Below are 13801 nucleotides of genomic sequence, written 5' to 3'. Positions count from 1 at the left end.
GTTGATCGATCCCATCTCAAATCTCACGGGTAGTTGCCCTAGCGTCTGGGCGCCGACGAGGGCGCTCGTCTAGCGTCGTGCCGTGGGGATCGCGGGGAGCACGGAGGAATTGCTGTGGAACGTCTCTTACCAGGCGTTGCTGGAAACGATGCTGACCCGGCAGTACGTGCTGGAGCGGCATTCCAGCTTACTGGTGACACCGGCAACGGAGCATGAGGAGACGACGACCAGCAACCTGCTTCGCCATCTCGGCTACTACGGGCAGAAGGTCGGGGTCCTAGCGGTTCAGCACACCCGGACTTTGGAGGGCGGGCTGTCCAAGAACGGGCAGCAAGTGATCGTTCCCAGCGGAGCCGATCTAGAGGTCGCGATCGAAGTGAGCCCCGATCTTTGGCTCGACCTGCTGCTTCAAGCGAAAGCGTTGAAATCGTCAGGGACCTACTCCAGCTGGTCTCCCCAGCAGAACCACAAGCTGATTAGTTGGGCGACTGGTCACGGTCGGGTTCCCGGCATGTTGCTCTACAACGATCTCGCCCCGCCGTTCGTCGCTGTGGCCCCACCCGCGATCTTCGCCGACTACGCCTGTGCGGCCTTCGGAGCGTGCCCGTCAGTCGAACGGACGCAGCTCGGCGTTTGGGCCAGCAGCCCCTACTGCGTAGGACCGGACAGGACCCCAGCGGGGATTAGCTTGTGTCTTGACCAAGCCTCAATGCTTGCCAAGCCGGCGTCCCTAGCCCTCATCTATGACTTTCACTTTCAGCTCGAACACCTCCTGCACACTGCGGAGCACGGCCTTGCCATCGACGCGGGCGGTAGGACGTTGAACGACCTCGTCCAGCCAACAAGACCGCCGTGGGCGACTCAACTGTTGGAAAGTCGGGTTGCTCAGGGTCAAGAGACGGTTGACGTCGACCGTGTACCCGGTGATGATCGGCCGACGACGGAGGCGGCGGCGCGCGTGTCAGCGGTGATTCCGTTCCTTGAGGGCGACGGCTAGGCAGGCTGACACGCCCTCGCTCGTGGGCTGTCGCATTTCGGGAAGCATCCGTGTGGAGCGCGTCCTGCACGATCGCGATCACTTACTTGATCGCACGGCTGATCAGGGGCGAGCCTTGCGGCGCGCAGCACTTGACGTGTGGTCATCCCGCGATGGGCGCCTTGACCACCTGCGTCACTCCGCCGCCTCTCGGCGATAGGTGGTCCCTGCGACCTGTGTGAATTTGCAGGGTCTAGCACGCGCTACTTGGGTGGGCCTTTTCGCGCCGCCAGGCACAGTGCCAACCGTCAGCAACGCGATGGCCGAATACTGGAGCAAAGACGGCCCGTCCGACGCGGGGGCGTGGACCGGATGTTCGACAGTGTCGCCAATCTGCGCGAGCCGTTCGCGCATTTGCACAGACTTTCGGTGGCAGCCGCCCTCATCAGGGTGTCAGCTCAATGGCGCGCACCACCAGCGAGTCTAGCTCCGACAAGTCACGCCGAGGTGGCAGAGGGCGGGCCCGCGCTTGCCGCTTCCTGACTAGAACGTCGCGGGCCAGGTGTTGCTGCGAGGCGTAATCGTCTAGGTGGCGCCGGCCCGCCCGGTTGGGGGTGGGGCGGACTGGCGCCTCGCGCTCTGGTCGGGGGAGGCCGTCGCGCGTGCGTGCCCGCCAGAACAGGGGGACCCGGCGGACACGCGTGCGAAGAATCGCACACCACCGGGATGCGCGACAACCGACACGCCTAAGCGGCCACGCGAGCGGGGCGGGTGCGAGCATCAGGGCGATATCGGTTCGTCCCCTGCGGTGCCGACATCAGGGTCTCGGGCGCTGGCGGAACTGGCGCCCAAGCCCTCGCTTGCGACCGTCGATCGAGAAATGTTCGCGATTCGGTAGCCAACGCCGTGGGCGCGTGCCATCGTGGGTGCTGCCTTAGCCGGGGGGAATCGGGGGGTCGGTTCGGGGTCCCGTTCGGGTGCGGGAAATGGTGCTGCCGACGCGGAGGGTGCGCCGGCAGCACCACCGCCCGTAGCAGAACGTGGCAGGCCCGGTGTTGCTGCGTGCTGCTCCTGGCCGTTAAGCGCGTGCTCTTCGAGTCGGACGTTGGCAGTCGTCCACGAACCACGACGGGCTGAGACTGCTAGAGGTGTGCCGGCGGCCGGACCTCGAGCCGTTGCCGGGTGACGCCTGCGTCGCACTCGAGGTCTTCGCCGGCCGCGCTATGACGGACCGCGCCCGCGGTGTCTGCGCTGTTTGTGCTCGGCGCTGCCCAGCGACGAGGCTGGGGTTGCACTCACCCGAGCAAGTGCCCGCAACTCGCGCCTTGGCATACTCGCCCCGCATTGCCCGCGGGCTGTCGTCCTCGGACGCGGTTGCTCGCGGTGGGGGCATGGGTACGGCCCGCCTCGAACGGGGATCTCGAAACGGCTGCCCGACGCGACCAAGACCGGTGGTCTGGTAGCCGCGGTCTGGTTCTGGGGACAGTTGGCCCCACTGCGGTTCAGCGTGACAGATCGGGTCCTGGGGTCCGCTGCGCTTCAGCGACTTCCTCGTGGCGGGTTCGAGGACGTCGAGGACGTCGAGGACGTCGCCTGATCAGCCGTCGCGGCCGGCTGCCCGGAGCTCGCCACCGGCTGCCCATTTGCGGATCCGTAAGGGGTATCGGGTCTGCCGATGCCGGTCACGGGCACGCGCAGTCGGTGGCTGTTGCGAGCCGGCCTTTCGCCTCTTCGATCAGCTGCGTCTGGCGGGATGCGATGTCATGGTCGAGGTTGCAGCGTCGGCACTTGACGATGGTGGCGCCGGGCTTGGCGTACCTGTCGAGGCCGCACACGTCGCAGGGAGCCGGCGTACGCGCCGGGGTCTAGGGTGTCGACGGTGGTCCCGACGAGGCGGGCGATCGCCTCGAGCTCTTCGCATGCGGGACGGCTTCCTGCCGGTGGACGAGCCAGTCGACCGAGTCGGCGAGGTAGCGCAGCAGGTCGGGCGTGGTGGCCCTCGTCTCGGTCACGCGGCCCAATCCGGGACCACCACGGTGCCACCGCTCAAGCGATACTGCTTGAGCGGAACGGTAGGGGCGGTGCTGGTGATAGTGCGGGGAAGAGGTGGCCGTGTCCGAGACCGTCCGGATGGGACAGCAGTACCAGGAGTTGCGGGCCAGGACCGAGATCCTCGTGGCGGAGTGGTCCGAGCGCGTGCCGGCCGGAGTCGTGATCGCGACGGTAGCCCGCTGCCGCAAGGAGTTGTTCCGGGCGGGTGTGCGCGACGGACTGGCCGCAGCAACCGAGGAGTTGGCGCGTAGGCGGCTGCAGTCCCAGGCTCCCCCAACGAGCCGAAGCAAGCGGACAAAGTGAGCTCCGGCTCGCTCTGGGAATGGCGCGGTGCTGCGGGGGTCAGGGTGCCAGCAGCGCCGAAAAGTTCCACAGCGCCGCCTGCTCAGTTTGTGTCCTGGAGCGCTGAGTCGGTCCTGGTCCTCCCAGCGGTGAAACAGATCGAACATAATCAATACCTCATCGCTTGAGAACGAGATGGTCACATCGCCCTTGGCCATAGCGACATCCGCCGAACACATGCCCTCATTTGCCGCAACTGGAACGGGGGTTTCGTTCACCAGCGGGCATGAACGCTGGTGGTTGATTTGCACACGTGGACACCCCGGAGCTCACGGCCCTCATCCCCGGACTGATGGCACGGGATCCGCACAGCTCGTGGACGATCGTGACAGCCGGGGCGCCCGGGCAACCCCTTGAGTTCCAACTGCATACCAAAGCGTGGCCTGAGCGCGTCGCGAGCATCGAGGTCACGGCGGGCGGCGAGGTCTACTTCCTGTCATTCGCCGGACAGCACGTAGGCCCTGACTTCGTCTACGACGATGACGAAAGATGGAGGCACTAGAAGACGTCGTTAGGGACGCGGTCGCACTGACCACCGGTCCCTCACGACTCACACAGACCGGGGTCGACGGCATCGTTGTCACGTCAAGTCTTGAGCTTGATCCCGACGGCCCCAATCGGCGGTCCCTCGGCGTGACGATGCACCACCCACTCGAATACATGAGGCCCGCCTGAAGGGCAGACGGCCCACTCGAGAGGTCACCGACTTCCCCTCCGCTGAAGACATCTGAGATGGAAGCTCCGACCGCCCATTCCGCGATCCACTCGTTCGAGCCTTGCCCGACGAGGCGCGTCTTACCGGCTCCCCTTTGTTGTCAATCGGTGGCCAACGCGGTCCTGGAGCACGAAGGCTTCCGTGCGGACTGGGGCCGCGAGCGGCGGGACGCGCCTCGGATCGCATGTGGTTGTGTGCCATGGTGAGACACCAAAGCGACTGAAGTGCGACGCCCGCCCGCCCCGGGCCGGTGCTACTTCACGCGGCTCCATTCGCCGCAGCGCTCGCTGCTGAACGCATAGTCGGTCGAGCGGATGCGGACCTGGACCCGTCGCGCTTGATTGATGAAATCGTTGTCGATGGTTTCGCCGTTGCGGTTCTGCTGCTCCCAGTAGCAGCCGTCGACGTTGGTTACGAAGTAGGTGCCGGGCTTGATCTCCTTGCCGACCAGGAACGTTCCTGCGCCGAACCGGGTCCCGTTGGACTGCTCCTCGAGCACCTGCGCGGAGGCCGCGATGCCGGCACGCCACTTCGCGGCCTGTGGATGCTTGGGGCATAGCGTCAGCCACGACTTAAGCTCGAGGACCTGCCCCTCGCTGTAGTCCGAAGCCGTGACGTAGTAGTCGTTGGGGTCATTGGCGCCGCAGCCCTTGTACACCGAGTAGAGCGCCTCGGAAGGGTCACCGGCGCTGGCGCGCATACCTGCGGCGGCCGCGTCCCTCTGAACAGGCGTTATGACCGGCACGGCCTCACTGACCTCCATGTCCCCCATCCCGTTGTCGCAGTTGAGTTTCAGCGGCCACAGCGCGGAGTAGTCGGGGGTGCCGTCAGCGCGAAGTGGCACTTGGTGGACTTTGTAGTCGATGCCTGTGTCCAAGTTGCCGCAGATCAGACTTGTGTACGCAATCGAGACTGGAGGTGGGTCCGTCGGCTGCTGCCTGATCGCGAGGTCGGATGGGTCTGGGCTGGGGAAGTTCCCAAGGTCCGATGACGTGGCCGGTGCCGGAGTCGCGGAGGTCACAAGCGCCGACGGCGCTGCTCCTCCGCTTCCCCCTCCACAGGCGGAAACCGCCAGCACGGCAATGACACCGAGCACGGCCCCGAGATGACGCATATCCACTCCCCTGTTCATGGCGAACAAACCTAGCTGCCCGACATCCGCCAGTCCGCGAAATGGGAAGCACGGCGCGGTGCTCTGCCGAGCAGCTTCAGACCCGGGAGCGCGCGGTCGTGGCGCGCTCCGCGCGGGCGCCGCGCGCCCTGCGACCATCGGTGGCGTGCCGCCCGTCCACCGCGTCTATCCGCCGGTCACGACTGTGTGACGTCCCAGCCCCGTTGGCGCAGAATCACACCGTGAACTTGAACCTCGAAGAGATCATCCGTGCGGCGTGGATACGGGCCCCGCGCTAGTCCCAGATCCACCTCAGAGTGGTGAACGTCGGCCTGCGATCACGACCGCGACACGTCCTCACGCGTACGTGAGCGTCGAGCCCGGATGTATCGTCGCGGTCATGGTGCACTTTCTGCTGCTCCATGGCGCTTGCCACGGCGGTTGGTGTTGGGACGCGGTGGCTTCCATCTTGGACGCCCAAGGGCACCCGACGACCGCGCCTGACCTTCCGTGCCAAAGCCTCAACGCCGGCTTGAGCGAGTCCACCGACGCCGCCATCGCAGCCTTGCCGGATGCCGTCGGTGACGTGGTGGTCGTGGGTCATTCGCTGGGCGCGCTCCTCGCGCCGTTGGTGGCTCACCGGGTGCCGACACGCAGGATGATCATGCTTGCCGGAGTGGTGGGCGCACCTGGAACGAGTCTGGAGTCGCTGGCCACCCAGGACGCCGATCGCGACCTGCCTCTGCATGATTCAGATCTCGAGTTCGACTCGGAGGGCCGGTTCCGCTTCACGGACGCGGGTGCTCGGCGCGTGCTCTATCACGACTGTCCACCCCAAGTTGCCGACGCTTCCATCGCGAGATTGAGGTTCCAACGCTCTATGTGGCGTGAGGTCGCCGACTTCGACGCGTGGCCGCAGGTCGAGACTATGTCGATCGTCTGTGCCGAGGATCGGGTCGTCAACCCCAGGTGGTCCAGACGGGTCGCCCGTGACCGTCTGGGTGTCGAACCGATCGACCTGCCGGGGGGACATTCTCCGTTCCTCGCCCGACCCGCTGCACTAGCCGACGTCCTCATGGATGGCCTCTGACGAACAGACAGTCATCACGTCTCGGCATCGAGCGACGATCTGGCAGCCCGACTGAGACCCCGTGCGACCCCATGCGATCCGCGTCAGAAGGGCAAGCCGGCCTAGGCCTCCGGCGGTGTCCGGCCCGGCTGAGCATTTTCATCGACTGGACCTCATCGCCGCGTGCGCACTCTGACCGGTGTTCGTAGACGCGGTTCCCGCGCCTGAAGGCAGCCCGACTCGCAAGGCCCCCCGCCGTTCTCGCTTCACCAAACACAGACCGCGCGCCCAAAGCTTGACCATGGGATTGCGCTCCCTTGACCTGCGTCAATCCGCCGCACATGAGCGCATCGGTATTCAGAACCACGAACTCACGGATTGATCAGCGGTCGGCCCGCTCGAGGTAGTCCCTCCTGGCGGACAAGTGCCTCCAGTTTTCGCGCGAACGGACCGCTGTCGGTGACCACGACGCGGTAACTCAGATGGTCCGCGACGTACTGACGGGTGCGAGAGTCAAGGATTCGCTCACCGCGTGCGAGGGCGCTCATGTCCGCAGAGGTCAAGGTTGGGATCACGAACCTGTCGCAAACATAGACGGCGAACTGATCCCCTGACCGGCGGCCACTGGCGTGAGACTTCAACCGACCAAAGACGCCCGTCGCACGAGGGTTCTCTTCATCGCGGTGGGCCCAAGCCATGCCGACGTAGAGGAACAAGTCGCCGTTCCAGACGGTGTAGACACCAGACGGCCCAACCGGAAAGTGTGTGGCGGGCCAATCGCCAAAGGCGTGCGCAGGACCGTCCTCGAGCCCTCTGAGCTGGTCGGCGAACTCATTCTCCACGACACCCAGCCTCCCATGGCGCATAGCTGAGAGCCTCGCCCAACCAGCCCGCATGATTTCGCCGCGATGCATTCAACTCAATTGCACGGCGATAAGCGTCCCGACGATCGCGCCAAGCACGAGCAAGCCAGCCAAAGCGTGACCGAGCCGTTCCACATGGGTCCGTTCATCCTGCAGTTCGCGGCTCAGGACCGGCAGAGCCAGTAGGAAGGCAGCAAAGAGCATCGCGCTTGCCACGATTGAACCGACCCCCTTGGACGGCGCCAGGCCGCCGGCGACGACTGACAAGGCCAGCACTTCTCCAACCACGAGTAGGGCGAGGAGCCAGGAGCGCGTAACCCGGTCTCGGGCCGTCTCTTCGGCATCCGGCTGGAACCGCTCCTCGACGACCATCGCCAAGAAGAGGACTGGGATGAGTTGGGCAGCCACCTCGAAGAACGAATCAGAGAACATCACGCCGGCCAGTGTCCCTACTCGAGTGTCTGGCAGGCGCAGCGACGTGCCGGTCTCCGCTGGCCAACAAATTTCCAACCGACATTCCAGTCCGAAGCGCCAGCGCGGCGCCCACCCAGGGTGGCCTCCTGGGGGCTACCCAGAGGATTGCACCGGCCGACTGTCGATGTCTTACCGGCCCTCATCGGCCGACCGAATGGCTACGAGCGGCCTCCGCGCCAGCCCAGCCGGTCGACGGTCCCCTCCCGCGTCTGGCGCGCGACCCCTATTCGTCGACCTTGGCGCCCGCGCCGCTGGCGGCCGTGGCCGTTGTCGTCGCTGTGACCATGGCACCGAACAAGGCCCCAATGAGTCCCCAAACTTGACCTCGGCTACCGAACCATTCTTCGTTGAGCCACCACATAGATCCCATCAGCGCCAGCATGGCGATGACACCCGTAGCCAGAACCAACTGGTTCTTGCCGGGACCGAAGTACTTCAAGAGCTTGGCACCGGACGTTGAGGCCTTTACCGCACGCAGGGCGAGGATCGTCGCCCCGCCGATGCCTGCGATCAAGAAACTCAGGATTGGCCATAGGAGGGAGGGATCGCGAACATCGATGTTGATTGGGTACACCAGCGGTGCAGCCGCCGACTTGGAGACCGCTGTCAACTGGTATGCGCCCGGTTCCAGCGACGTGTTCTTGAAGTCAAGTTCCAGGCTGACGACATCCGCTGACTTGGCCACCAACACGACACCGACTGCCGACGCATCCCTCAGGCCCCGCACCTCCGCGTCGATGACCTCTAGACCACCAGCATCGCAACCGGCCACCTTGAACTGATAGGTCTGCTTCTGCGGTGACTGTTCGCCGTGTGTGAGTTTTATGCGGGACTCGGAGACGCCGCCGGATGCCGACTCAAACGTAAGCTTCGCAGGGTTCGCGGCGGAGCAAGCCGCAGCGAGGGCAGTTTGAGGAGTCATCAATTGAAGGGCGCCAAACATCCCGGCGACTACCAGTGCCCGAAATCCCTTGACCATGGGGGGAGCCTCCTAACTGGCTTGAGTGCATCATGGCGCACGCGACGACCTGCTATGAGCAGAATGCGCTTCGGAGCACTTCGCGCTGCAGTTCGTTTCGCAGGCGATGGTCGATCGATGGCCGGACGCCCCGCGGTCCAGTAGCCGCTCCTGAGATGCCTTCGCGATAGGAGCAGTCTTGCCGCGGACACTGCATTCGAAGCGGGGGACCCCAGGGCTGAGTACCGGCCCACCGAGGCAGCGTCCGATCGCAGCGCAATGGCCCTTCGAGCCAACTCCGGCCCCCAAAGGGGCGAGAATCTCGGTGGCATCGGAACGACCTGGACATGCGTCCTAGCGCCGCGAGCCGGCTGCCCAACGCCGCTGAGGGGGATAGCGATGACTCAAACCAGTGCCTCCCGCACTCATCATCAGCAGGGGCCTGGGTAACCGCTCACTAGGCATGCGAGGACTGCTGGAGGAGGGGTAGCAGCAGTTCCAGAATCTGCTGCGTCCTTTCTTGAACATACCAGGACACTAGGTCTCTCGCCGCGCTCGGAAACAGCATGAAGGCCACTCCGAGGACCAGCCCCACTGCGCTCTTCCAGGGGCGCGGGAGCACCTTCGGCACGGCTTCAATAACGTCGATCCAGCCCATACGCAGAAGATGCCATTGACCGGTGACAGTGCTTCGAGGCGGTTTCGGTTGCAGTTGACGGAGCGACTTCGAGGGACTGAGGCGCGCCTCTTCATTCCGCTTCCATTGTCTTTCCCACGAGCCCAGGCGACCTGCGCTGTCTGAGCCAGCTGGGAGTGCGACTCCTCGACTTTGAGGTCAGGTGCCACGCCTTACATGGGCTACACCAGTAGGACCCAGTCGGAGGCTTCCGATTGTCTGACCGGCAGGACTCCTGTATTGCCTGTAGCGCGCGCTCCGCGGCCCACTGGCTTGGATAGGATTTCTTCGAGCAGTCGAGCACAGCGACCGTTCCTAAGGGCGCATGCTCAGCTGGCTCATATCCAGCCCGGCACGATGGGTTCGCGGCTCAAGCCGCTCGGCCCCTTTCGGAGCGTGTCTGTCTCCGTCTGACATCAGAAGGCTACCGACAATGCTCAGTCGGTGGCCAGCCTCCATGGATGCCCAGTCGTGGTGCGTCACTCCGCCGCTAGTCGGCTGACAGGAAGTCTGGCAACAGTCGCACTCGAGTCCCCGGGCAACCGATCGGCGTGCGTCACTCCGCCGCTTGTCGGCGCGCACGGCTTCACCCACGTAGCCGATGAGCGGTCACGCTGGTCTGCGGGCGAGACCGAAACAACCCACGGGCCAGAACTGGAGTGTTTTAGGTACGCCAACGCTTAGGGCGTGCTGAAGTAGATCGTGGACGAACTCGCGGCTAGATCTGCGGCTGAACCGCACGGCACTCGGAGCAGTACATCAGGGCCTCGAACTCAGCTCTCGATGCCCTCCTGCTGTCTGAGCATTGGGATGCTCGGCCGGAGGTGGTGGCTGTGAACCCCGCTGTCCCTTGGATCCTGAACACGTGCCTCATGGGTGTCGCGTGGTCCGTCACCATGATGATCCTGCGTGACAAAGTTTTTCATAGGCCAGAATCGGAAACGCACATCTTCGAAGTGGCGGCTTTCGTGCTTGGAGGCGCGTTCATGGTTATCTATCTCTTCGAGGACAACCCGTCTGACGTGGTCGACTATTACGTCATACCGGTCGGAATAGTCCTGGCCATTTTGTCCGCGTTCGGCATCTTCCGAGGAAAGCCTCCATTGGATCCGCCTCAAGACTGAGTCGGCGTGATCGGTAGCTGCCCGGACGGTCGCGGTCGGAGGTCCGGTTAGGACAGGCGTCAAACCGCGAGCCGCGAAGCTCAGTCCCCTCCCAGACGGGCGTCGCCGTCCGTCGACTTGCCGTTTCCTGCGCCCCGGTCGACTGGGCGCCGCGCATCATGGCGATTGCCTGCTCGATGCCGCCCAACAGGGCGAACCCGCGATCGAGACTGGCGCAGCTGCCGAGACCAGCCTTGCCATCGCCGTCGCGACCTTCGCTGAGCCGACGACCGTCGGGGGTAACTCACGTGTTCAGCGCGACCTCACTCGAAACAGGAAGCAGGCCAGCGTTGCTCATGGACCAGATCCTTCACTTGTGGCCAGCCGGCAAAGGGGCACTTGGTGCGCAGGCGTCATCGGTTGATTGCGGTTCTCACCGCCGCAAGCCGGGCGTGGGCGCCCACTGCCGTGGTTACTCGACCATCCACTTATCCCTGGCGCGCCGCGCCCGGTGCCGGCTCGACTCGGTCCGGCGGCTCAGGTGATGAAGCCGGCAATACCTCTAGGGCGAGATAGCGAAGACGACCGCCACGCTGTTCGTCCAAGGTTGCGTAGTCCTGCCATTTGAGTGCATAAGCGCCTCGGAGCTCTCGCGTGTTGGGCGTATAGGCGCCCTCAGCCCAGAGGAGGGTTCCACTCAACTCGCGACCCTCGTAGAGATGGAAATCGCGGTCGCGGGTATTCCTGGCCGATTGCGCCCAAAGACCCGGCTCGTTGGTCAGTAGGACCGCGAGCCCGGAGCGCGGGAACCCGAATCCCTCGAGTCGAGCGACGTCATGTACAAAGTGAAGGCGCAGAAGGTCAATGGCTGCGTGCTCACGTAGCTGGAACGTCTCGTTTCCGACCACGCCATGCCAGCGACGTGTGAAGTACTTGAACTCGATTGCGGTTTCGCCCTCCGCCCCACTGCACAGGAGATCGAGGTACTCAGTCCTACCAGTAGAGCTGTTGAGAATTGGCCTCTCCAGGCGGCACTGCACATCAGGTTCCAAGGCCTTGACCGCTTGCGCGAATGAGAACTGGAAGTCCGCTTCGCTGTGAAAGACGGGTCGCTCGAGGGAAAGAGCTTTCATGCCTTGCCCGAGGGATACCGCACCCGCAATCAGATCCACACCCCCATGTTGACACGCCGGTAGGTCCCCTTGATCTGTGTGGACCTTGACGTCGCACGAAGCCGAACTCGCATCAGCTCAGGCCATCATGGCGCTCCCGGCTCGCGCTGAGACGCGGGAACGCAGTCAGCCGCGGGCCTGCGTCATAGCGCCGCGGCTGCCCGCCAGAAGATATCGCCACCTCTTGACTAGCTGTTGGGCCGCGCACGCCGGTTCGCAGAGCTGAACGATACGGCGAGGCCCCTGCCGCAGTGAGCGCTGATGGCATCGTTCGGTGACGCGCTGACCACGGGCGGTGAGCTTCTCATCCTTGGCGATAGCGCTGCATCCATGCAACACCCGCCGACACCGTCGTGGGCGATGGATCGAGCGCATACGGAGACTGCGGCTCGCGCACTCGGCCGGGCCGCTGCCGCATGCTCCTCCACTGAGCAGCCGGGCTCGACGGCTTACACGTCGCCGTAGGTCGCGAGTCGCAAGGGGTAGGTCTCGCCACGAGTCGCCCATCGGTCGGCCGTCCGGAAGTTGTCGAGCACCATTTGCACATACAGCGGCACCTTGCTCACCAGCGGGTCGAGCCGAATGGGCATCCACGGCACCTCCCGCCACGGATACATGCCCTCTCGCGTATCAAGAATGATGGTGAGCGCGTGCGACGTGGTGGGCTCGAGGGCAACGAGCTTGTCGAGGTCGGCCTCGCCGGCCGGCACGCTCAATGTCATCACCGTCATGTCGTCGCGCGGTGACGTCGGCCAGGGACCACCCCCGTACTCGATGAGCCCCGCAAGCCGGGGATCGGGCGAGTTCAAGCCGTTGCCCATCTTGGCGTGCACCACAGGCGTGATGTTGCGGTGCTTGTTGGCATTGCTCAACTTGTGGATGAGCACCGCCGTGAGGTTCTGGTGAAACATCAGCGGCTCGTGGGTGTAGGGCTGCGCCTCGGCGATGACCTGAAAGTAGGGGGCGGGTAGGTGCTTCCGAGCCGCCTTGTAATACCCGTCCCTCTCGGCATTGTCGAGCCCGCCGATGGGAAACTGAGGACGACGCCATTTCGGCGCCCGGGAGGCCACAACCTCTTCCGTCGCCATGTCGAGGCATGACCGGGCGTTAACGCAGAGGTCGGCCACGAGGAAGCCCAGTTCTGAGGGAACCTCCACGGGTGGGAGCCGGAACCGCACGTGACGTCGATCATTGGCGACGACCTCGTCGCATTGCAGGCCGGCGCGCCGGACGTCGGCGCTGACCTGCTCACTGAGAGTCCGGACTCTCGCCGCAAGCGAGCGCACCCAACGCAACCGCTCGTAAGAGTCGCTCAAATCGACCTCGGTCACCACCAGCGCAGGATACGCACGCGGCACACTCGACCCTGCGCTCTTTGCGCAGGCGCGCCGGAGGAGCACGGCGTCGCCTCAGCTGACCGGCCTGCTCGGGGCCTTAGCCTCGGGGCATGTTCGATGACGACGACGAGACGGGCGAGACGGCAGCGCACTACGACCGCCTGCTCGGTGGAACCGTGCAAACCCTCATCGACAGAGGGCATGTTGAGCCAGCCGCGCTGCTACTCGACTGCCGGCTCGCGCACATGACCTACATCGACACCGTGTTTCCCATTGGCAGCACGTTGGGCGATGGCGATGACCTGTACGAAGCCTCGATACAGGCACCTGCCTATGTCTCCGACCGTCTCACCCTCGATATGCGAGAGGCGGTCCACGCGGCACTAAGCCATGCGCTCAGGGCCGAGAACTCCTACGTCACGGAGGTCCGCTACGCAGCTCCGTTGCCGCCCGCGGATTGGCGCGAAGCGCCCGGCGCAGCCTCGACGCCGGGCCCCGCAATCAAGGCACCCTCGGCCCGCACAAGGCCGAGTTCCTCGTCGACGGCATGCACTTTCGCAGCGCGGCCGAGGTGACGGTCTACAAAGCCCTGCTGGCCGAACAGCGCGAGCGACCCGAGACGGACAACCTGACTATCCTGCCGTTGCCCTCTGCCAAGGTTGTCGGCAACCGGTTCGAGCCTGACTTCGTGGTCATCTACAAAGGTGTCGCGGGGGTCATCGAGGTCGACGGGCAGCACCACCGAGGCAAGGCATCCGAGGACGCCTCCCGAGACCGCATACTCAAGCACTGCGGGGTCGTTGAGGTGGACCGGCTCGACGTCGCCGACGTCGACAACGCCGAGGAACTCGCCCGATTCGTCAAGGCATTTCTCTACCGTCTGGGAAAGCAAGGTCGATAAGACATGCTGTCCAGCCAGATCACGAACAACATCGACAGTCTCAGACAGATAG

General features: G+C 64.6%; 13 protein-coding genes. 6 read left to right on the top strand and 7 right to left on the bottom strand.

The window, feature by feature from the left end; genetic code table 11:
- Positions 1–82 precede the first annotated feature (82 nt).
- The gene (locus tag H9I49_RS16235) at positions 83–997 is read left to right on the top strand and encodes a hypothetical protein (protein ID WP_188031438.1); all 915 of its coding nucleotides are present in this window, start codon (positions 83–85) and stop codon (positions 995–997) included.
- Positions 998–2841: 1844 nt separating this feature from the next.
- Here the strand turns inward: H9I49_RS16235 and H9I49_RS16230 are convergent.
- The gene (locus H9I49_RS16230) at positions 2842–2988 is read right to left on the bottom strand and encodes a hypothetical protein (RefSeq protein WP_188031437.1); all 147 of its coding nucleotides are present in this window, start codon (positions 2986–2988) and stop codon (positions 2842–2844) included.
- A 100-nt stretch (positions 2989–3088) separates the two neighbouring features.
- On the opposite strand from H9I49_RS16230, the gene H9I49_RS23490 reads away from it, so the two are divergent.
- A complete protein-coding gene (locus H9I49_RS23490; protein ID WP_223128806.1) occupies positions 3089–3331 on the top strand; it encodes a hypothetical protein in 243 nt (80 codons plus the stop codon).
- Between the two features lie 1007 nt (positions 3332–4338).
- Here the strand turns inward: H9I49_RS23490 and H9I49_RS16225 are convergent.
- Complete coding sequence (locus H9I49_RS16225) at positions 4339–4929, bottom strand: hypothetical protein (protein WP_188031436.1); 591 nt, start codon at positions 4927–4929, stop codon at positions 4339–4341.
- 667 nt (positions 4930–5596) lie between these two features.
- Between H9I49_RS16225 and H9I49_RS16220 the strand changes: the two genes are divergently transcribed.
- Positions 5597–6286 (top strand): alpha/beta fold hydrolase, encoded by a 690-nt coding sequence (locus H9I49_RS16220; RefSeq protein ID WP_188031435.1) that lies wholly within the window; start codon positions 5597–5599, stop codon positions 6284–6286.
- A gap of 350 nt (positions 6287–6636) precedes the next feature.
- Here the strand turns inward: H9I49_RS16220 and H9I49_RS16215 are convergent, their stop codons facing one another.
- The 3 genes from H9I49_RS16215 to H9I49_RS16205 all read right to left on the bottom strand — a co-directional run bounded on the left by H9I49_RS16215 (position 6637) and on the right by H9I49_RS16205 (position 8581).
- Positions 6637–7107: a hypothetical protein gene (locus H9I49_RS16215; protein WP_188031434.1), complete on the bottom strand. Its 471-nt coding sequence runs from the start codon at positions 7105–7107 to the stop codon at positions 6637–6639.
- Positions 7108–7179: 72 nt separating this feature from the next.
- A complete protein-coding gene (locus H9I49_RS16210) occupies positions 7180–7563 on the bottom strand; it encodes a hypothetical protein (protein ID WP_188031433.1) in 384 nt (127 codons plus the stop codon).
- A 262-nt stretch (positions 7564–7825) separates the two neighbouring features.
- The gene (locus H9I49_RS16205; RefSeq protein ID WP_188031432.1) at positions 7826–8581 is read right to left on the bottom strand and encodes a hypothetical protein; all 756 of its coding nucleotides are present in this window, start codon (positions 8579–8581) and stop codon (positions 7826–7828) included.
- Between the two features lie 1488 nt (positions 8582–10069).
- Here H9I49_RS16205 and H9I49_RS16200 point away from each other — a divergent pair.
- Positions 10070–10360 (top strand): hypothetical protein, encoded by a 291-nt coding sequence (locus H9I49_RS16200; protein WP_188031431.1) that lies wholly within the window; start codon positions 10070–10072, stop codon positions 10358–10360.
- 467 nt (positions 10361–10827) lie between these two features.
- Here the strand turns inward: H9I49_RS16200 and H9I49_RS16195 are convergent, their stop codons facing one another.
- Both H9I49_RS16195 and H9I49_RS16190 read right to left on the bottom strand, forming a co-directional pair.
- Positions 10828–11511 carry a hypothetical protein gene (locus tag H9I49_RS16195; RefSeq protein WP_223128805.1) on the bottom strand — a complete coding sequence of 228 codons (684 nt, stop codon included), beginning with the start codon at positions 11509–11511 and terminating at the stop codon, positions 10828–10830.
- 449 nt (positions 11512–11960) lie between these two features.
- Positions 11961–12845: a hypothetical protein gene (locus H9I49_RS16190; RefSeq protein WP_188031430.1), complete on the bottom strand. Its 885-nt coding sequence runs from the start codon at positions 12843–12845 to the stop codon at positions 11961–11963.
- 113 nt (positions 12846–12958) lie between these two features.
- Between H9I49_RS16190 and H9I49_RS16185 the strand changes: the two genes are divergently transcribed.
- Together H9I49_RS16185 and H9I49_RS16180 are read left to right on the top strand one after the other, a co-directional pair.
- Entirely contained in the window at positions 12959–13423 is a 465-nt protein-coding gene (locus H9I49_RS16185) for a hypothetical protein (protein ID WP_188031429.1), read from the top strand.
- On the top strand, positions 13396–13749 hold the full coding sequence (locus H9I49_RS16180) for a DUF559 domain-containing protein (RefSeq protein ID WP_188031428.1): 354 nt from the start codon (positions 13396–13398) through the stop codon (positions 13747–13749). Before H9I49_RS16185 ends, H9I49_RS16180 begins: the two co-directional genes overlap by 28 nt.
- Positions 13750–13801 lie beyond the last annotated feature (52 nt).

The sequence above is a fragment of the Terrabacter sp. MAHUQ-38 genome, from assembly GCF_014518425.1.
Classification (GTDB): Bacteria; Actinomycetota; Actinomycetes; order Actinomycetales; family Dermatophilaceae; genus Terrabacter.
This window is presented reverse-complemented; position numbering and strand designations above follow the sequence as displayed.

Excerpts from the sequence above, each read along its gene's own strand:
- H9I49_RS16220 (WP_188031435.1), top strand. The coding sequence starts at position 5,597 with ATGGTGCACTTTCTGCTGCTCCATGGCGCTTGCCACGGCGGTTGGTGT.
- H9I49_RS16205 (WP_188031432.1), bottom strand. The coding sequence starts at position 8,581 with ATGGTCAAGGGATTTCGGGCACTGGTAGTCGCCGGGATGTTTGGCGCC.
- H9I49_RS16185 (WP_188031429.1), top strand. The coding sequence starts at position 12,959 with ATGTTCGATGACGACGACGAGACGGGCGAGACGGCAGCGCACTACGAC.
- H9I49_RS16180 (WP_188031428.1), top strand. The coding sequence starts at position 13,396 with ATGCACTTTCGCAGCGCGGCCGAGGTGACGGTCTACAAAGCCCTGCTG.